This window comes from Thiopseudomonas alkaliphila (genome assembly GCF_001267175.1).
Lineage (GTDB): Bacteria > Pseudomonadota > Gammaproteobacteria > Pseudomonadales > Pseudomonadaceae > Oblitimonas > Oblitimonas alkaliphila.
In genome coordinates this window covers 1,085,792-1,105,439 of the sequence record NZ_CP012358.1, presented here as the reverse complement: position 1 = coordinate 1,105,439, position 19,648 = coordinate 1,085,792, and the positions used below count along the sequence as shown (strand labels likewise).

The 19,648-nt window shown below is 48.4% G+C and carries 17 protein-coding genes and 2 riboswitches; of the genes, 6 read left to right on the top strand and 11 right to left on the bottom strand.

Annotation, left to right across the window (positions count from 1 at the left end):
- Positions 1-30 precede the first annotated feature (30 nt).
- Positions 31-116, top strand: a riboswitch (glycine riboswitch).
- Between the two features lie 2 nt (positions 117-118).
- Positions 119-247: riboswitch (glycine riboswitch) on the top strand.
- A 41-nt stretch (positions 248-288) separates the two neighbouring features.
- Entirely contained in the window at positions 289-891 is a 603-nt protein-coding gene (locus AKN87_RS05310; RefSeq protein WP_199532726.1) for a trimeric intracellular cation channel family protein, read from the top strand.
- Positions 892-1,094: 203 nt separating this feature from the next.
- Positions 1,095-1,244: a lmo0937 family membrane protein gene (locus AKN87_RS12225; protein WP_148561491.1), complete on the top strand. Its 150-nt coding sequence runs from the start codon at positions 1,095-1,097 to the stop codon at positions 1,242-1,244.
- An 81-nt stretch (positions 1,245-1,325) separates the two neighbouring features.
- On the opposite strand, the gene ppsR is transcribed toward AKN87_RS12225, so the two are convergent.
- Entirely contained in the window at positions 1,326-2,144 is an 819-nt protein-coding gene (gene ppsR / locus AKN87_RS05305; protein WP_053102714.1) for a posphoenolpyruvate synthetase regulatory kinase/phosphorylase PpsR, read from the bottom strand.
- A 152-nt stretch (positions 2,145-2,296) separates the two neighbouring features.
- Between ppsR and ppsA the strand changes: the two genes are divergently transcribed.
- Positions 2,297-4,666 (top strand): phosphoenolpyruvate synthase, encoded by a 2,370-nt coding sequence (ppsA, locus tag AKN87_RS05300; RefSeq protein ID WP_053102713.1) that lies wholly within the window; start codon positions 2,297-2,299, stop codon positions 4,664-4,666.
- A gap of 108 nt (positions 4,667-4,774) precedes the next feature.
- Positions 4,775-5,590 (top strand): glutamine amidotransferase-related protein, encoded by an 816-nt coding sequence (locus AKN87_RS05295; protein ID WP_053102712.1) that lies wholly within the window; start codon positions 4,775-4,777, stop codon positions 5,588-5,590.
- Here AKN87_RS05295 and mltF read toward each other — a convergent pair.
- On the bottom strand, positions 5,580-7,019 hold the full coding sequence (mltF, locus tag AKN87_RS05290) for a membrane-bound lytic murein transglycosylase MltF (protein ID WP_053102711.1): 1,440 nt from the start codon (positions 7,017-7,019) through the stop codon (positions 5,580-5,582). The genes AKN87_RS05295 and mltF overlap by 11 nt on opposite strands.
- Before the next feature lie 227 nt (positions 7,020-7,246).
- Here mltF and purL point away from each other — a divergent pair, with 227 nt between their 5' ends.
- On the top strand, positions 7,247-11,143 hold the full coding sequence (gene purL / locus AKN87_RS05285; RefSeq protein WP_053102710.1) for a phosphoribosylformylglycinamidine synthase: 3,897 nt from the start codon (positions 7,247-7,249) through the stop codon (positions 11,141-11,143).
- Between the two features lie 101 nt (positions 11,144-11,244).
- Here purL and AKN87_RS05280 read toward each other — a convergent pair whose 3' ends face one another.
- Genes AKN87_RS05280 through AKN87_RS05270 form a run of 3 tightly spaced genes read right to left on the bottom strand, consistent with a single transcriptional unit; the run spans position 11,245 to position 12,732 of the window.
- Positions 11,245-11,613, bottom strand: a complete 369-nt coding sequence (locus tag AKN87_RS05280) for a hypothetical protein (protein WP_053102709.1) — start codon at positions 11,611-11,613, stop codon at positions 11,245-11,247.
- Between the two features lie 10 nt (positions 11,614-11,623).
- Positions 11,624-12,445: a putative RNA methyltransferase gene (locus AKN87_RS05275; RefSeq protein WP_053102708.1), complete on the bottom strand. Its 822-nt coding sequence runs from the start codon at positions 12,443-12,445 to the stop codon at positions 11,624-11,626.
- Positions 12,445-12,732, bottom strand: a complete 288-nt coding sequence (locus AKN87_RS05270) for a DUF1883 domain-containing protein (protein WP_053100069.1) — start codon at positions 12,730-12,732, stop codon at positions 12,445-12,447. Before AKN87_RS05270 ends, AKN87_RS05275 begins: the two co-directional genes overlap by 1 nt.
- 137 nt (positions 12,733-12,869) lie before the next feature.
- On the opposite strand from AKN87_RS05270, the gene tcdA reads away from it, so the two are divergent.
- Positions 12,870-13,676 (top strand): tRNA cyclic N6-threonylcarbamoyladenosine(37) synthase TcdA, encoded by an 807-nt coding sequence (gene tcdA / locus AKN87_RS05265; RefSeq protein WP_053102707.1) that lies wholly within the window; start codon positions 12,870-12,872, stop codon positions 13,674-13,676.
- A gap of 88 nt (positions 13,677-13,764) precedes the next feature.
- On the opposite strand, the gene AKN87_RS05260 is transcribed toward tcdA, so the two are convergent.
- From AKN87_RS05260 to purB, 6 genes are all read right to left on the bottom strand, one after another.
- A complete protein-coding gene (locus AKN87_RS05260; protein WP_053102706.1) occupies positions 13,765-15,369 on the bottom strand; it encodes an isocitrate lyase in 1,605 nt (534 codons plus the stop codon).
- 366 nt (positions 15,370-15,735) lie between these two features.
- Positions 15,736-15,981 (bottom strand): hypothetical protein, encoded by a 246-nt coding sequence (locus AKN87_RS05255; protein WP_053102705.1) that lies wholly within the window; start codon positions 15,979-15,981, stop codon positions 15,736-15,738.
- Between the two features lie 96 nt (positions 15,982-16,077).
- On the bottom strand, positions 16,078-16,278 hold the full coding sequence (locus AKN87_RS05250; protein ID WP_053102704.1) for a hypothetical protein: 201 nt from the start codon (positions 16,276-16,278) through the stop codon (positions 16,078-16,080).
- Positions 16,279-16,527: 249 nt separating this feature from the next.
- Positions 16,528-16,956: a GNAT family N-acetyltransferase gene (locus tag AKN87_RS05245; RefSeq protein WP_053100064.1), complete on the bottom strand. Its 429-nt coding sequence runs from the start codon at positions 16,954-16,956 to the stop codon at positions 16,528-16,530.
- Positions 16,949-18,115, bottom strand: coding sequence for a ribosomal protein uL16 3-hydroxylase (locus tag AKN87_RS05240; RefSeq protein ID WP_053100063.1), 1,167 nt, complete (start codon positions 18,113-18,115; stop codon positions 16,949-16,951). The genes AKN87_RS05245 and AKN87_RS05240 overlap by 8 nt, the downstream gene beginning before the upstream one ends.
- Before the next feature lie 115 nt (positions 18,116-18,230).
- Positions 18,231-19,601, bottom strand: a complete 1,371-nt coding sequence (purB, locus tag AKN87_RS05235) for an adenylosuccinate lyase (RefSeq protein ID WP_053102703.1) — start codon at positions 19,599-19,601, stop codon at positions 18,231-18,233.
- Positions 19,602-19,648 lie beyond the last annotated feature (47 nt).

Genomic DNA, 19,648 nt, shown 5'->3' with positions numbered 1-19,648 from the left:
GCTGTGCAGTGAGCATTTTTTTTGTATAATGCGCGCCTTGCAGGAGAGAGAGGCTAATCCTCCGCCGAAGGCGCAAACTCCCATAAACGCTCAGGCCCATGTACTGCAACACAATTTATGATCGCCAACTGGAGAGCGATGGCTTTGCTTGGCAAAGCAGCATCCACCGAAGGGGCAAGCTGACTCTGACTTATCCGTGATGGGCGAGCAGCATAAACTCTCAGGTACACAGGACAGAGGGGGAGGCGCATTTCTCGCAGGAGTGTCTGTGTGCTTAGCTATATCTTTATGATTGCTATTACTGCTGAAGCCATGTCTGGAGCTTTAGCCGCGGGTCGCCGTAATATGGATTTATTCGGTGTGGCGTTAATTGCGTTCTTAACCGCCTTAGGCGGTGGTACAGTGCGCGATATGTTGCTGGGGAATTTTCCAGTGACCTGGACCCAGCACCCCATTTATATTTATCTCACCATTGGTGCAGGCTTGCTAACCATGCTTATTGCTCGTTTTATGCATCGGCTGAATCGGGTGTTTTTATTGGTGGATGCCATGGGACTGGTGGCTTTTACCATTATTGGTTGTGATGTTGCGCTGCGCTTAGATTATCCAACGCCAGTGGTGATCATGGCAGGAATCACCACGGGGATTTTTGGCGGGATTTTGCGTGATATTATGTGTAACCGCACGCCTCAAGTCTTGCGCCACGAGCTGTATGCTAGTGTGTCCTTTTTAGTGGCAATTTTGTACTTGGTGATGCGTGCCTATGGGGTAAATGAAAACCTCAATTTATTGGTTTCTTTTGCCTTTGGTTTAAGTATGCGTCTAGCCGCGATCAAGTATCAGTGGTCTTTACCGGTATTTTCTTATGCTGAGGATCAATGGGAAGATTAGCGTAATGGCAGTTTAACCTAAGCCGTTGCCAGCTGACTGGCAGCGGCTTTTTTTATGCTGAATATTTAACGATAAGTAGTACAGAGCGGTTTTTTACTGAACTAAATAAGTGGCCAGCTTCTCTAGATAAGTGTGCAAGATCAAAATACTAACAGTTTGCTTAGGGCAAATGATGACTTAACAGCAAGAGAAGGATATGCATCATGCTTTATACTATTGCGTTGATATTGCTAGTTCTCTGGGTTTTAGGATTAGTGTCTTCCTACACGATTGGCGGCTTTATTCATATATTATTGGTTATTGCTGTCATTATCATTTTATTACGGGTGATCCGCGGCAATAAGCCGTTATAGAAGCTTCGTACAGTGAAGTTTGGAGAGTAGGGTAAGTCGGACTTTAACCAAGTTCGACTTACCACTCTTAGGCTTTAAAGATTACTTAAAGCGCCGTTCAATGCCTTTTTCGACTAAGATTTTGGCTGAAATCTCTTCCACCGAAAACTGGGTGGTATTAATAAAGTTAATCCCTTCGCGCTGAAACAGTTTTTCTACCTCACGTACTTCAAACTCACACTGGGCATAGCTTGCATAGCGGCTATTGGGTTTACGCTCATGGCGTATTGCCGCCAAGCGATCAGGATCAATGGTTAGGCCAAACAGCTTATCTTTATTATCCCGCAGCGCCGGTGACAACACTAAACGCTCCATATCTTCTTCGGTAAACGGATAGTTAGCTGCGCGAATTCCATACTGCATCGCCATATATAAGCAGGTAGGGGTTTTACCGCAACGTGATACGCCAAGAAGAATGATATCAGCACTGTTGTAGTGTCTGGTTCTAGCGCCATCATCGTTATCTAGGGCGAAGTTAACCGCTTCAATGCGTTCCATGTAGTTATTGGTGTGGGTAATCGCATGGGATTTGCCCACTGAGTAAGATGAGCTGGCATTAAGCTCGGCTTCTAACGGGGATAAAAAGGATGAAAAAATATCCACTTTAAAGGCATTGGCACCGGCTAAAATGTCGCGAATCTCGTTATTAACGATGGTATCGAAGACAATTGGTCGCATACTTTCTGCTTCTGCGACCGCATTAATTTGCTGTACCATGGCCTGAGCTTTTTCGACGCTATCGATATAGGGACGAGTCAGGCGGCGAAATTCAATATTGCCAAACTGTGCAAGTAAGCTTTGTCCAAGGGTTTCAGCCGTGATGCCTGTGCCGTCGGAAATAAAAAAAGCGGTGCGTTTCATGAGCTTTAGCCTTAAGTTGGGAACGTTTCTCAGCTATTATGGCCCAGCTTGCCGGGCAGTAGTCGGCAGTATTGTGACCTATTTTCCCTAAACAAGACCAGTAGCTGCGCCATTTTGTCTGGTCTGACTTACACAGAAGTGGAGACATCACCTTGGTTGAATACGTAATTCCCCTCGAAGAACTCGGCAATCATGACGTTGAGCGTGTAGGGGGTAAAAATGCTTCCCTTGGCGAAATGATCAGTAATTTAGCTGGCGCAGGTGTATCTGTTCCCGGTGGTTTTGCTACGACAGCACAAGCGTATCGTGACTTTATTGAGCAGAATCAATTAGATCAGCGGATCCATGAGTTGCTAGATCAGCTGGATGTAGATGATGTCACTGCTTTGGCTGAAGCGGGTAAGCAGATAAGACAGTGGATTATGGAAGCCGAGTTTCCCGCGCAGTTAGAGGCGGATATTCGGGCGGCTTTTGAAAAAATGGCCAATGGCAATCAAAATATGGCGGTGGCGGTTCGCTCCTCAGCTACTGCAGAAGATTTGCCCGATGCATCCTTTGCTGGGCAGCAAGAAACTTTTTTAAATATTCGTGGCGTAGATAACGTAATTCGCGCAGCGAAAGAGGTATTTGCCTCGCTATTTAATGACCGCGCTATTTCCTATCGCGTGCACCAAGGTTTTGATCACAAAGAAGTAGCACTCTCAGCAGGCGTGCAGCGTATGGTGCGCTCTGAAACTGGCACCGCTGGGGTAATGTTTACCTTAGATACTGAGTCGGGCTTTCGTGATGTGGTATTTATTACCGGCGCTTATGGTTTAGGTGAAACTGTAGTTCAGGGGGCAGTAAACCCAGATGAGTTTTATGTGCATAAACCAACCCTGACAGCAGGCCGTCCAGCTATCTTACGCCGTAATTTAGGCAGTAAAGCGATCAAAATGATTTATGGCGAAGAAGCGGCCGCCGGTAAGTCAGTGAAAACCGTTGAAGTGGATGCCGCTGAGCGCGCACGCTTTGCTTTATCTGATGCGGAAGTTGAAAACCTTGCTAAGCAGGCGATGATTATTGAGCAGCACTACGGTTGCCCAATGGATATTGAGTGGGCTAAAGATGGTGATGATGGCCAGCTATATATTGTTCAGGCGCGTCCTGAAACAGTAAAAAGTCGCAGCAATATCAATGTGATGGAGCGTTACCTGCTTAAAGAAACCGGTAAAATTCTGGTTGAAGGACGTGCCATTGGGCAGCGAATTGGCGCAGGTCCGGTACGTGTGATCCGTGATATTGCGGAAATGGAAAAAGTTCAGCCAGGTGATGTGCTGGTTTCTGATATGACCGATCCTGATTGGGAGCCGGTAATGAAGCGCGCCAGCGCGATTGTAACTAACCGCGGTGGGCGCACTTGTCACGCGGCGATTATTGCCCGTGAACTAGGTATTCCGGCGGTGGTTGGTTGCGGTAATGCCACCGACTTATTAGTTGATGGCCAAGGAGTGACGGTGTCCTGCGCTGAGGGGGATACCGGCTTTGTCTTCGAGGGACAGCTTGGTTTTGACGTGCGTACTAATTCGGTTGATGCCATGCCGGATATTCCGTTCGATATTATGATGAACGTTGGTAATCCTGATCGAGCATTTGATTTTGCCCAGCTGCCTAATGAGGGGGTTGGCTTAGCGCGTTTAGAGTTTATTATTAACCGCATGATTGGCGTACACCCTAAAGCCTTGCTTAATTTTGAGACGCTAGCGCCAGACATTAAAGACAGTATTGAAAAACGCACCGCCGGCTATGCTAGTCCCGTTGATTTCTATGTTGACAAATTGGTTGAAGGTGTCAGTACGTTAGCCGCTGCTTTTTGGCCAAAGAAAGTTATTGTGCGTCTGTCAGACTTTAAGTCCAATGAGTATGCCAACTTAATTGGTGGCAAACTGTACGAGCCGGAAGAAGAAAACCCGATGCTCGGTTTTCGTGGCGCTTCGCGCTATATCAGCGACTCTTTCCGTGATTGCTTTGAGCTGGAATGCCGAGCGATGAAGCGTGTGCGCGATGAAATGGGCTTAACCAACGTTGAGTTAATGGTGCCATTCGTGCGTACGCTAGGCGAAGCCTCACAAGTGATTGATTTGCTTGCCGAGTATGGCTTAAAGCGCGGCGAGAATGGTTTACGAGTGATTATGATGTGCGAATTGCCTTCAAACGCACTCTTAGCGGAAGAGTTTTTAGCCTTCTTCGATGGTTTCTCCATTGGTTCCAACGATATGACCCAGCTGGCGTTAGGCTTAGATCGCGACTCTGGAATCATTGCGCACTTATTTGATGAGCGTAACCCAGCGGTGAAAAAACTATTATCGATGGCGATCCAAGCTTGTAATAAGGCGGGTAAGTACATCGGAATTTGCGGCCAAGGACCTTCTGATCATCCCGACTTAGCTCGTTGGTTGATGGAACAGGGAATTGCCAGCGTCTCGCTAAATCCTGACTCGGTGTTGGATACTTGGTTCTTCTTAGCGGAAGAACAGCAGTAAACCCAACCTGAGCAGATAGCTACGCTTTACTGCACTAACAAAGCCTGATTCTAGATGCTAGAGTCGGGCTTTGTAGTTTTTACTGAACCCTGTATGAGTGAAAAATAGATGCGCATTGCTATTTTGCAGGCAGATACGATTCATCCCAATCTGCAAGCAGACTATCTCAGTTATGGAAATATGTTTCAGCACCTCTTAACCAAGGCCGCTAAGCAGTTGGTTCCATCAACAACGCTTTCCTTTCAGGTGTTTGATGTGTCGCAGGGCCAGTACCCAGAGGCTGAAGCTGCATTTGACGCCTATTTAATTACTGGCAGTAAAGCCGATTCTTTTTCTGATGAAGCTTGGGTGCAACAACTACGAGCCTATGTACAGCAGGCTTATCAGCAGTCAAAAGTCTTATTAGGTATTTGTTTTGGCCACCAATTAATTGCTTTAGCGTTAGGTGGTGTCAGTGCGCGCGCTAGCCAAGGTTGGGGAATTGGTAGTCACCCTTATCAATTGCAAGCCAGACCTAGTTGGTGGAGTCCCCAGTTACAACAGGTACGCTTGTTGGTCAGCCATCAAGATCAGGTGCAACAACTGCCTAGCCAAGCAGAGCTGTTATTAAGTAGCGAGTTTTGTCCCTATGCAGCGTTTTATATCAGGCATCAGGTTCTGTGTTTTCAAGGGCATCCTGAGTTTACTCCAGCCTTTGCTAAAGGCTTATTGGCAACTCGCCGCGAGCGTTATACGCCGACTCAGCTCGCTGCAGCGCTAGCGTCTTATGCTAAAGGGCATGATGGCGAGTTAATTGCACTGTGTATGCTGCAATTTGTGCAGCAGGCTATGTTCATTAAACAAGCAGCCGCCAATCAGCCATTAGCCGAGCAATCGTCCAACAAAGAGCCCAGGTTAACTAAGGGCCTTGAGATTACTGTTTAATTGCAGGCGTATGCAGTTGCTGAGTATTTAGGGTGCTGTTTTCAGGTTGAGGTTGAGTTGACCACGTGAGGATGTCGTAATAACGGCGGATGTTATTTACAAAATGAACAGGCTCACCGCCACGGGCATAGCCATGACGGGTTTGGCTGTACCATTTTTTTTCCGCAAGACGAGGGAGCATTTGCTTAACATCTAACCAGCGGTCAGGGTCGAGGCCTTCTTGGCGGGCTAATCCACGCGCATCATAGAGGTGCCCCATACCTACGTTATAGGCAGCTAGGGCAAACCAAATACGATCGTCTTCATGGATGCCTGCGGGCAAGTCTTGAATGATTTTTTTGATGTAGCGCGCACCGCCAAAAATACTCTGTTTGGGGTCAAGGCGGTCGGTGACCCCCATTTCTTTAGCGGTTGGCAAGGTCAGCATCATTAGGCCGCGCACGCCGGTTTTTGAGGTGGCTTCTGGCTGCCAGTGTGACTCTTGATAACCCATGGCTGCGAGTAAGCGCCAATCCAGCTCTAGCTCTTTGGCTGCTTGCTTAAAGAAACGCTCAAAACTGGGCAAGCGCTGTTTCAAATGACGGGCAAAAGTATAAGCGCCTACATAGCCAAGCGTATCTAAATGGCCGTAGTAACGCTCTTCAAGTTGCTGCAGCAGCTCCTTGGTGCTCTCTAGGCTCAGAAACTCGTTCGCTGCAGCCAGCAGGCTAGTATCTTCTGACTTAGCCATAGCCCACACCTGTTGCTGAAACGGCTTTAGGGTAAAGGCCACCCGTACTTCTGAAAAATACACTTGGTTAATGGCCAGCTCATTAGAACTAACTAGGGTGGCATCAATTTTGCGCTCATTGACTAAGCGTAATAGATCAACAATTTCCACTTTATCCGATTGATTAAATGTCAGCTCAGGATGTTGGTGCTGTTGATCACGCATAATTTCGGCATGGTAGCCGCCTTGTAAAACAGTGATTTTTTTACCGATCAGCTGTGCAACATTTTTGGGTCGCTCAGCGCCTTGACGATAAATAATCTGAGGTTTGACTTCAAGATAACCATTGGAATACATCACTTGATCGCTACGGAGCTGGGTTTTTACCAATCCGGCGGCCGCGAGAATGGGGGTGCCAGACTGTTCACTGGCTAAGCGTTGATACAGCTCATCTAAGTTGTCTACCGTTTCAACTTTTAAGCGCACACCAAGATGCTTGGCAAACTGATTGGCCAGTTCGTATTCAAAGCCAGTTTCACCGTTGCGGTCTTGAAAATAGGTGGCAGGACTGTTTCGGGTAATAATATGCAATTCGCCAGAGCGTAAAACGTGCTCAAGTAACGTGGGCTCAGGGCGTGAACAGCTGGCCAGACTTAACAGCAGTAAGCCTAGGAAAATTACGTAGAAGAGCGCGTAGCGGCGCAAGGCTTGTGGTAACATTGGCGCAGTATACTGAATCTTAAGAAGAACATTCAAAGAGTAATTATTCGCGGTTAAGTTGTACTTTAGATTAAAACACAAGGTCTTGTGGCTTAATTGACTGCACTCTTTGGCTGGTTTTTCATGATTTCATTCTGACCAATACCTGAATTTGAATGGCTAAATCAGTGGATGCTGACTAGAATAGCCAGTCATTTTGCACTCACTCGTTAGAGGCTGTCACAACGATGCTGATTTTGCGCGGCGCACCCGCTCTTTCCCCGTTTCGACACGGAAAATTGCTCGAGCAATTAACCCAAAAAGTTCCTGCTGTTACTGGTTTGTATGCCGAGTTTGCTCACTTTGTAGAAGTATCTTCGGCATTAAGCAGTGAAGAAGGGCAAACCCTTAGCCGTCTTTTGCAGTACGGTCCAACCGTTGCTCAGCAAGAGCCCGCAGGCCGTTTATTTCTAGTGGTGCCACGTTTTGGCACGATTTCTCCGTGGTCAAGTAAGGCAACAGATATCGCACAAAACTGTGGTTTGGCCAAGATTGAGCGAATTGAGCGCGGGATTGCCTACTACGTGGCGGGTGAGTTATCCGATGCCGACGCCCAACAATTAGCCGCTAGCTTGCATGATCGGATGACCGAGCTGGTACTCGGCGCGATGGAAGAAGCCTCGGCGCTATTTAACCATGCACAGCCGAAGCCAATGAGTTCGGTGCCGGTATTGACTGAAGGGCGTGAGGCATTAGTTGCGGCAAATATTAGTTTAGGCCTTGCGTTAGCTGAAGATGAAATTGATTACTTAGTCGAAAGCTTTACTAAGTTAGGCCGCAATCCTAATGATGTTGAACTCATGATGTTTGCCCAAGCAAACTCAGAGCACTGCCGCCATAAAATCTTTAATGCCAGCTGGGATATTGATGGCGAAGCCCAAGAAAAATCCCTGTTTGCAATGATTAAAAACACCTATCAAATGAACAGTGAAGGTGTGCTGTCAGCGTATAAAGATAACGCGGCAGTAATGGAAGGGTTTACTGCCGGTCGTTTCTATCCTAATCCTGCCACTAAAGAATATGCGGCGATTGAACAGCCCGTGCATATTTTGATGAAGGTGGAAACCCACAACCACCCCACGGCGATTGCGCCTTTCCCTGGCGCATCAACCGGTTCTGGTGGTGAAATCCGTGACGAAGGAGCGACCGGTCGCGGTGCTAAACCGAAAGCGGGTTTAACCGGATTTACTGTTTCTAACTTAAATATTCCAGGGTTTGAGCAGCCGTGGGAAAAAGCCTACGGTAAGCCAGAGCGTATCGTAACGCCGCTGGATATCATGCTAGAAGGTCCTTTAGGTGGCGCGGCGTTTAACAACGAGTTTGGTCGTCCTGCGTTAACCGGTTATTTCCGTACCTTTGAGCAAAGCATTAATACCCCACGCGGTGAAGAAGTGCGGGGTTACCACAAGCCGATTATGTTGGCTGGTGGTATGGGGAATATCCGTGAAGATCACGTTCAGAAAGACGAAATCTCCGTTGGTGGCAAGCTGATTGTGCTGGGTGGTCCTGCGATGCTGATTGGTTTAGGTGGCGGTGCTGCTTCCTCCATGGCAACCGGTAGTAGCTCGGCTGACTTAGATTTTGCTTCGGTGCAACGGGATAACCCAGAAATGGAGCGTCGCTGCCAAGAAGTGATCGATCGCTGCTGGCAAATGGGGGAGAACAACCCGATTAAATTTATTCACGACGTGGGTGCCGGCGGTTTATCTAACGCTTTCCCTGAGTTGGTGAATGATGCGGGACGCGGTGGCGTATTTAACTTACGCAATATTCCTAATGATGAGCCAGGTATGAGCCCGCTTGAGATTTGGTGTAACGAATCCCAAGAGCGTTATGTATTGTCGGTTGATGCCAAAGATTTGGCGCTCTTTACTGAGATCTGTGAGCGTGAACGTTGCCCGTTTGCCGTAGTAGGTGAGGCCACTGAAGAACGCCAGCTCACCGTAGAAGACAGTCATTTTAATAATAAGCCAGTGGACATGCCGCTGGAGGTCTTATTAGGTAAAGCACCACGGATGCATCGTTCGGTTACCCGTGAAGCTGAGATCGGCGATGATTTCTCCGCCGCTGCAGCGCCTATGCAAGAGGCGATTGAACGTGTTTTACGTCATCCAGCCGTGGCTAGCAAAAAATTCTTAATCACCATTGGTGATCGTTCTGTGACTGGACTTGTCGCCCGTGATCAGTTTGTGGGACCGTGGCAAGTACCAGTGGCAGATTGTGCTGTGACTGCCACCAGTTTTGATGTATACACTGGTGAAGCCATGGCGATGGGTGAGCGTACACCATTGGCCGTATTAGATGCGCCTGCATCTGGTCGTATGGCGGTTGGTGAAGCGGTCACTAACTTAGCCGCAGCCGCTATCGCTAAGGTGTCTGATATTCGTTTATCCGCGAACTGGATGGCGGCAGCTGGGCACCCGGGCGAAGATGTACGTTTATACGAAACCGTTAAAGCGGTGGGTATGGAGCTTTGCCCTGAGCTTGGTATTACCATTCCAGTGGGTAAAGACTCGATGTCGATGCAAACCAACTGGCAAGAGCAAGGCGAAGACAAAGCAGTAATTTCACCGTTATCGCTGGTGATTACAGGCTTTGCACCGGTTCAAGATGTGCGTCGTACCTTGACTCCAGAGCTGCGTTTAGACAAAGGCGCTAGCGAACTTCTACTGATTGATTTGGGCCGCGGGCAAAATCGGATGGGGGCTTCTATTTTGGCGCAGGTGTATAGCCAAGTAGGTCAAAGCGTACCAGACGTTGATCGGGCTGCCGATCTCAAAGGATTCTTTGACTCAATCCAAGCGTTAAATCAACAAGGCAAATTACTGGCTTACCATGACCGTTCAGATGGTGGATTAGCCGCTGCTGCGATTGAAATGGCGTTTGCCGGTCATTGTGGTTTACAGCTCACGCTGGATGAGTTGTGCTCTTCTGCAGACGATACCATGGCAGCGTTATTTAACGAAGAGTTAGGAGCAGTGATTCAAATTGCTCAAGCTGACCGTGCAGCGGTATTGGCTATGTTTGAGCAAAATGGTTTAGCTGATTGCGTTAAGCCTATTGGGCAGCCGGTAACCGGTGGCCAAGTACGCATTAGCTTTGCTGGCAATGACTTATTTGTTGGTGAGCGTCGTATTTTACAGCGTATCTGGACTGAAACCAGTTACCAGATTCAGCGCTTACGGGACAACGAAGAATGTGCTGAGCAAGAGTTTGATGCGCTATTAGACGAGCAAGATCCTGGCTTGTCGGCCAAAGTAACATTTGATATCAACCAAAATATTGCTGCGCCATACATCAATAAAGGTGTGCGTCCTAAAGTAGCTGTGTTGCGTGAGCAGGGTGTGAATGGCCATGTGGAAATGGCTGCTGCCTTTGATAAGGCAGGCTTTGCAGCTGTTGACGTACATATGAGCGACATTCTGGCAGGTCGCATTGATTTGGCGAGCTTTAAAGGCTTAGCTGCTTGTGGTGGCTTCTCTTACGGTGACGTTTTAGGGGCTGGCGGTGGCTGGTCTAAATCGATTCTGTTTAATAACAAAGCGCGCGATAACTTTGCTGCTTTCTTTGAGCGGGCCGATAGCTTTACCTTAGGCGTATGTAATGGTTGTCAAATGCTGTCTAACCTTCAAGAGCTGATTCCTGGGGCAGAATTCTGGCCACGCTTTGTGCGTAACCGCTCCGAGCAGTTTGAAGCACGGGTAGCCATGGTTGAAGTGCAAGAGTCGCCATCAATCTTCCTGCAAGGAATGGCCGGATCGCGTTTACCAGTAGTGGTTGCCCATGGTGAAGGGCAAGTGGAATACCCAAGCCAAGAAGCATTGCTTGAGTCTGATTTATCAGGCTGTGTGGGCTTACGTTATGTGGATAACTACGGCAAAGTAACGGAAGCTTTCCCTGCTAACCCTAACGGCTCGGCGCGTGGTATTACTGGCTTAACCAGCCGTGACGGACGTGCAACCATTATGATGCCGCACCCTGAGCGGGTATTCCGTGCGGTGCAAAACTCTTGGCACCCTGAGGAGTGGCAAGAGGATGGCGCTTGGTTACGGATGTTCCGCAATGCGCGGGTTTGGGTTGATTAATCCTTAGCTGGTTCACTTAGCAAATTAAAGGCCATCATTATGATGGCCTTTTTTGACTCTTTTCTATCAAAGCTCAAGAGCTTTTATGTCGTGAATTGTTCTTAAATTCGCCAGGTAAATTCGGTCACGCCCTCGGCATTCACTTTCAGCCACTGATCAGCATCAGCTTCGCCTTGGCTTTCTTGCCAGCCGCCTAAAGAGCAACGAACCTCAACCCCAAGTGTGGCGTAAGCGGCTTGAGCGCAGTCTAAATCAGTGGCCCAAGGGCTATCAGCGCTTTCAATTAATAGGCTGTTCCATTTGCCTACCGCATGTTTAAACCAAGTAACAGGCAGTTGCGCGATCAGCGCTTGGCTGATTTGCCCTTTCGTCAGCCAGTGGGGGGTAGCTGCCAAGGCTGTGCTAAGCCAGTGACTAACAGCCTCTAGGTCGCAGTCTTTAAGGTAGATTTCGATATCTGGCTGGCGCATCCTCTGTCCCTCAACTAAGTGAAAACCAGTCAAAGCGTACTGCAACTGTGACCGTTTGTGGATGATTAATAAAGTGTTGGCGCTTTTCTTCAGCTGCTCGCCAGCCATGGGGCGTCATGGCCAGTAAGTCTGCGCGATCTTGAGCAGTGGGCAGTTCAAGGCTGAAACTGAGGTACTCGCTGCGACTTAGGTTAAATGTCTTAGGCGCTTCTTGGGCATGCTTATTGTCGTCATATGCATGCACTTGCGCATAGAGTTGTTGGCGTAGCTCAATTAAATGCTGGCTAGCCGGACTAACTTTAAGTACTTGCCCGTTGGGCGCGAGTACTCGTGCACACTCTTGCCAGTCGAGCGGGCTAAATAAGCTAGTGATTAGCGCTATTGACTGATCGGCAACGGGAAGATTATTCATACTAGACACCAGCCAAGTGATTGGCGAATGCTTGCTGCTGGCGTGCTTAACTGCTTCTTTAGAGATATCCAAACCTATGCCTTGGCTATGGCTTAGCTGCCGGCCTAAGTGTTGGGTGTAGAAACCTTCGCCGCAACCGATATCGAGCCAGTGGTTAGGGGCTATCTGTTGCGCTGCCTGACTAAGCTGCTCGGCAATCGGTAGGTAAAACTGCTGCCCGAGAAACCGGCGGCGTGCTTCAACCATCGCTTGATTGTCGCCTGGCTCACGGCTTTTTTTATGCTGGACCGGCAGTAGATGGTAATAGCCCTGTTTAGCGCGGTCAAAGTTGTGCTGCTGCTCACACCTTAAGCTATTGAGATGAGGCTTAAGCGGTGTGCGGCACAGAGGGCAAATAAGCGGAGGCAGGCGCTGAGTCATTATTTTTGCCGAATAATCTTAATGCTGTGGGTAAAGTTAATCTTGCGTGTGACACTGATCGCTCGGCGATTGGCAGTATCTAAGGTGATATTCCAAGCGCCGTCCTTGGGGATCTTAATCCGAGCTGGAAAGCGATCAAACAGGCCGCCATGGTAGCTGTGACGACCGCCGTTTTTAAAGCTGCGAAAGTTAGCATCATTCATTAAGCGAATATTGCAGGGTTGGGAGCAGGTAATAACGACGGTATCACCTTCTTTAAGCTCTTCACGTTGGTGGACAAATTTCATTGCTGTATCTCGACCAGTCAAACAATTAGTGCCGCTATCTTAACATAGCTTGAAGCGCTAACCGGCCAGCTTTAGGCAGGCATTACCCTTACTGCGTCAGTTGAATTGGGTACAATAGCCAAAAATTACTGGGTGAATTGAGCATGATAGAGCAACGCTTTGGTGGTATTGAGCGCTTATACGGTAAGCAGGGTCTAGCACGCTTGCAGGCAGCCCATGTCGCAGTGGTTGGAATAGGTGGCGTAGGATCGTGGGTGGCAGAAGCTTTGGCGCGCAGTGGCGTGGGCGAGTTGTCGTTATTTGACTTGGATGATGTCTGTGTGACAAACATTAACCGGCAAATGCCCGCCTTAGAGAGCACCGTGGGGCAATTAAAAGTTGAGGTAGTCGCTGAGCGTATTTGGCAAATTAATCCGGCCTGTATTGTGCATGCGGTGCCTGATTTTGTAACCCGCGAGACCATGGCAGAGTACATCACTGAAGATTTAGATTTTGTGGTTGATGCCATTGATAGTGTGGCTGCCAAAGCGGCATTGATTGCTTGGTGCAAGCGTCGAAAAATTCAATTAGTCACTACTGGCGGGGCAGGTGGACAGATTGATCCAACCCAGATTCAAGTCACTGATTTAAATAAAACCTTTAATGACCCATTGGCAGCCAAGGTGCGAGGGTTGTTGCGCCGTGATTATAATTTCTCGCGCACGCCCGGCAGGCATTACTCCGTGCCTTGTGTGTTTTCAACAGAGCAGCTGAAATACCCCAAACCTGATGGTGGAGTGTGTCAGAGCAAGCAGTTTGTAGGTGAAGGGGTTAAGCTTGATTGTGCCGGCGGGTTTGGTGCGGTGATGATGGTGACAGCTACTTTTGGTATGGCTGCTGCGGCTAAAGCGGTAGAAAAAATTGTCGCCGGCGCACGGAGGCCGAGCGAGCGCAGCAAAGTTTAGGCTTAGCGTTTTGAGGCCAATAAAAAACCCCAGCACGTTGCTGGGGTTTTTTGTGTCAGTGGTAAGCCTGACTAATCAGTGATAGCGATTAAACGTTATCGAACTGATTCATGGTGTTGTCTTCACCGCTTGCTTTCAGCGCTGCGTCACCAGAGAAGTACTCTTTGTGAGTATCACCGATGTCAGAACCAGCCATGTTTTGGTGACGTACGCACGCAATACCTTGGCGGATTTCTTTACGCTGTACGCCTTCAACGTAAGCCAGCATACCTTGCTCACCGAAGTAACCTTTAGCTAGGTTGTCAGTGGACAGTGCTGCCGTGTGGTAGGTCGGCAGGGTAATTAAGTGGTGGAAGATACCTGCTTCACGTGAAGCATCTTTCTGGAAGCTCTGGATGCGTGCATCGGCTTCGTCGCACAGCTCAGTACCGTCGTAGTCAGCGCTCATTAAGCGGTCACGATCGTAAGCTGATACGTCTTTACCTTCTGCTGCCCAGTCATCAAATACTTGCTGACGGAAGTTCAGTGTCCAGTTGAACGATGGGCTGTTGTTGTACACCAGCTTAGCGTCTGGAACAGTCTTACGGATTTCGTTAACCATTTCAGCGATCTGACCAACGTGTGGCTTCTCGGTTTCGATCCAGAGTAAGTCTGCACCGTTTTGTAGAGAAGTTACGCAGTCTAGAACAACGCGGTCAAAACCGGTGCCTTCGCGGAACTGGAATAAGCCGCTGGCTAAGCGCTTAGGCTTCAGCAGTTTACCGTTAGATTTGATTACAACGTCGCCGTTCTCGATTTCGCTAGCATCATTGATGTAGTCGCCATCTAGGAAGCTGTTGTACTGGTCGCCTAAGTCGCCTGGCTCGTTAGTTACTGCGATTTGCTTGGTTAAGCCAGCGCCTAAGGAGTCAGTACGGGCAACGATTACACCGTCGTCAACGCCTAATTCTAGGAACGCGTAACGTACAGCGTTGATTTTAGCTAGGAAGTCAGCGTGTGGAACGGTTACTTTACCGTCTTGGTGACCACACTGCTTCTCGTCAGATACTTGGTTTTCGATCTGAATCGCTGCAGCACCTGCTTCGATCATTTGCTTAGCCATTAAGTAGGTGGCTTCTTCGTTACCGAAACCAGCATCAATGTCAGCAATGATAGGTACTACGTGAGTTTCGAAGTTTTCGATCTGGTTTAAGATCGCAGCTTCTTCAGCTTTGTCGCCTGCTTTACGTGCTTTGTCTAACGCAGTGAACAGAAGATCTAGTTCACGGGTATCAGCTTGACGTAAGAAGGTGTAGAGCTCTTCGATCAGGTGTGCAACAGAGTTTTTCTCGTGCATGGATTGGTCAGGTAGTGGACCAAACTCTGAACGCAGAGCAGCAACCATCCAACCTGAGAGGTAGAGGTAGCGCTTGTTAGTGGTTTGTAAGTGCTTCTTGATGGAGATCAGTTTTTGCTGACCAATGAAACCGTGCCAGCAGCCCAGTGACTGGGTGTATACAGAAGAGTCGGCATCGTACTCAGCCATATCTTTACGCATGATGGCTGCAGTGTATTTGGCGATATCTAAACCGGTTTTGAAACGGTTCTGAATGCGCATACGAGCAGCGTACTCAGGGTTGATCGCACTCCAGCCGCTACCGGCTTTATCTTTAAGAGCGGCAATTGCCTTAATTTCGTTCTGATAAGTTGACATGGTCAATCCTTCAAAAAAAGTATTGGGTACAGCGTTAACTTGCCACGCACAACCGAACTTGAAAGTGGATGCTAGGTGGCGCGGTTGCGTTCTGGTTCAGAGGGCATGACTGTGGAAGAGGTTGGCGCTGATTATGGTCTGCTACGTCAACAGTTGTTGAGATCCGCTACCTGGGCCGATTACTAAGGTAATCTACTAATCAATCGTTGCTCGTTATCACCCTGCTGCCACAAGCTTAAGCTCAAGGCTGCTGTGCACTCTGCAGCTGCTCTTTACTCAGAAGCAGGGGTATGATGCGCTTTAATCGACCGTTCGTCAAACGATTTGTAGTGTTTTTTTTATGCCACTACAAAAACTACAAAAAACTTAATTGAGTTGCTCAACTTTAATTTTTATGCCTGAAGTCTGCTGTCTATGGGCTTGTTGGCGTGCGGTAAGGCCACGGTTAGTCTCTTGGCTCATGCTAGAAAGACTGCCTAAATCAATCCATTGACCTAATTCTGTAGTGATCTGACTGCTAAGCTGTTGCGTTTGCCTTGGTGCATGGTTAGTTGCGGGTTGAATTTGCTGATCGTCTAAGTTGATGAGTGTGCACTGTCCTTGCAGTTGCACTCTAAGTTGCAGCTGGGAGCAACTCTGTTCGTAGCCAGAATAGCGATGCAAAGTCCCATTGGGTAAGTGTTGGTAGTGGGGTGCTGTTGTTGCTGGCTAATAAGCACTGCCTTCTAGAGTGCGCACTAGCTCAATGCCTTGTTGTTGCGAGTACTGTCTCTGGCGAGTAATTTCACGCTGGTCAGTAGGGTCAATAATAACCCGATGCCCATCTACTACCGAAAAACTGCCGCCGAGCTTAATCGAGTCTTGTTCGCTGTGTGCCATACCTGTGCGATCAATGCTAATCAGCAGCATCTGTGGTTCCGTATCAAGTCGCTGCACCAGTTGACGAATTGTGGCGTAGGACTATTAATCTCTAATTGATTACCCTGACTAACAATACGTTCTTGGTCACTAAGAACGCTTTGCAAAGAGGGATGCAAGTCATCCGCGCAGCGTTAGTGCACTTGGGCCAGTTCGGTGGCGGCAAAGCTAGCGCTGCTGAGCAGGCTGCCCAGTAGCAGCCCACTCAAAGGGTATCGATAGTTGCTGCCCAGAAAGCGCTTAGGGAGTACTGCGACGAAGCATTTCAACATGGGGAATGCCCGCTTCAATAAACTCTTCACTGGTGACCTTAAAGCCTAAGCGCTCATAAAATGCAGTAGCATGGGTTTGTGCAGTGAGAATTTGTTCTTGCATACCTTGGCGCTCGGCTTCGGCAATCACTGCTTGCATAATCAGCTCGCCAATATGCATACCGCGCCAGTCTTTCAAAACCGCAACGCGACCAATACTAGCATCTGGTAATAAGCGCGCAGTTCCCACAGCAAACTGGCCTTCAAAAGCTAAAAAGTGGGTCGCGGTATCGTCTTCGCTGTCCCATTCTTGTTCGGCAGGTACACCTTGTTCTTGTTGAAACACACTCTCACGAATACGGCGTAAATCCGCATTGTCATGATTCCAATCGGCAATTCTTACGTGGATATCATTCATCGGCAAACTCCAGACTGCCTTGTTTAACTAATTCAACAATCAGTGTAGTGGCTTCCTCGGATTCAAGCCAAGGAGCTAAATTGGCTAAGTGAAGCGCATCTGCAGAGCAGAGTAAAGTCAGCAATTGTGCTAACTTGGCAGACAATAAGCGGCTATTACCACTAACAAAGAACAAGAGGCCGGTTTCACCCTCGAGTGTGACCTGGCTCCAGGCTAGGCGAGCTGAAGGGTTGCGCACTAAAAGCGCACCTTGCTGGAGGGCTTCGAGCAAAGAGTCTAAGTCGATCTCGATGCCTTGCACGCGCTCGGGGTATTTGGGATCAGTCATAAACTGGCCAAACCAGCTGAGTAGTAAACGATCATCACTGAGATGTTCGGTCAGTAAACGTTTGACTTGCGCTAAGTCTTCGGCGCGAATTTCAGCGCTATCAGTCAGGGGGCTGCGATTGCTATCGCTAAAGCGATCTTCATCAGGAATAAAGCGTGTGAGGTAGTCGGTGTAATGGGTCAGTACTTCGGCAGCGCTGGGTGCGCGAAAACCCACTGACCAGGTTTGGCAGTTATCTTCGGCAATTCCCCAGTGGGCTAAACAGGGCGGTAAATACAGCATATCGCCGGGCGCTAACACCCATTCCTCCGACTGTTCAAAGTGTGCCAGTAAACGTAGGCTGTCGTGTGCTAATAAGGGGCTGCTATGATCACAAAATTGCCCAACTTTCCAGCGCCGATGGCCTTCGGTTTGCAATAAAAATACATCGTAATTGTCGTAGTGTGGCCCCACACTGCCGCCTTCTGTAGCAAAGCTAATCATGACATCATCAATTCGCCAGCTGGGCAGAAAGTTAAAGTGCTGCAAAATTTCTTGCACTTCAGGAATAAACTGGTCAACCGCTTGAACCAATAGCGTCCAGTGACTGGCAGGAAGTTCAGCAAAGGTTGTTTCGGTAAAGGGCCCATGCTTGAGCTGCCAAGGTGTTTCGCCATGCTCAATAATAATGCGTGACTCTAGTTCTTCCTCTAGGGATAAGCCGGCGAGCTCATCGGAGGCGAGCGGGGTTATAAAGTTGGGAAAGGCCTGGCGAATGATGAGTGGCTTTTTTTGCCAGTAATCGCGTAAAAAAACGTCCGCGGTTAGGCCGCCAAGGACTTCAAGGGGCATCTGGGAATTGGGCAAGGTAAACTCCAGCCAGCTAAATTTAGGACGATATTAAAACAAAAAGTGCCTGACATTATCAGGCACTTTGAGCGAGTTAAGCACACAAAATGTGTCTAACTTAGATGCGCTTAGCTTGCGTGATGGCATTACCAATGTAATTGCTTGGGGTTAATTGACGTAACTCTTGCTTGGCCTGTTCTGGCAATTCAAGGGTGTCAATAAAGGCCAGCAACGCATCGGGAGTAATGCCTTTACCGCGGGTTAAATCTTTGAGCTTTTCATAGGGATTTTCAATACCGTAGCGACGCATGACGGTTTGTACCGGCTCGGCTAAGACCTCCCAGCAGTTGTCTAAATCTTCAGCTAAACGGGGCGCATTTAACTCTAGTTTACCCAGACCTTTTAGTGTGGCTTCGTAGGCAATAATGCTGTGGCCAAAACCAACGCCTAGGTTACGTAGTACCGTAGAGTCGGTGAGGTCACGCTGCCAGCGTGAAACAGGTAATTTGCTGGCCAAATGCTGGAAAATAGCGTTGGCGATACCAAGGTTACCCTCAGAGTTTTCAAAATCAATCGGGTTAACTTTGTGTGGCATGGTGGATGAGCCAATTTCACCCGCAACGGTTTTTTGCTTGAAATAACCGATGGAAATGTAGCCCCAAATGTCGCGATCGAGGTCAATTAAAATAGTATTGAAACGAGCTACCGCATCAAACAACTCTGCGATGTAATCGTGTGGTTCGATTTGCGTGGTGTAGGGGTTCCAGCTAAGGCCTAAATCATTTTCAATAAAGTCTTTGGCATTGGCTTCCCAGTCAATATCAGCGTAGGCAGATAAGTGGGCGTTGTAGTTACCTACGGCGCCATTAATTTTACCAAGTAATGGAATGGCTTTAATTTGCTCGATTTGGCGCTCTAGACGGTACACTACGTTGGCTAACTCTTTACCAAGAGTAGTGGGAGAGGCCGGCTGGCCATGGGTGCGTGACAGCATTGGCACTTCAGCAAACTCATGGGCAAGCTCACGTAGCTTATCGGCTACTTGCTGCATTAGTGGCAGCACCACTTGATCGCGGCCTTCACGTAACATCAGCGCGTGGGACAGGTTGTTAATGTCTTCACTGGTGCAAGCAAAGTGAATAAATTCACTGATTTTAGCCAGCTCAGGTAATTGTTGCGCTTGTTCTTTGAGCAGATACTCCACCGCCTTGACGTCGTGGTTAGTGGTGCGCTCAAACTCTTTTACCCGCTCGGCGTGCTGGAGTTCAAAGTTTTCAGCTAACTGATTAAGCAGGGCATTAGCTTGTTCTGAAAAGGGTGCAACTTCAGTAATGCCTTGATGTGCAGCCAGACGTTGTAACCAGCGTACTTCAACGAGTACGCGATTACGGATCAGTCCGTACTCACTGAAAATAGGGCGAAGTGCAGCGGTGCGACTGCCATAACGGCCATCGACAGGTGATACAGCAGTAAGTGAAGAAAGCAGCATGGATATTCTCTTGCAATCAGACCAAAACAGGCGGGCAGTGTACTACA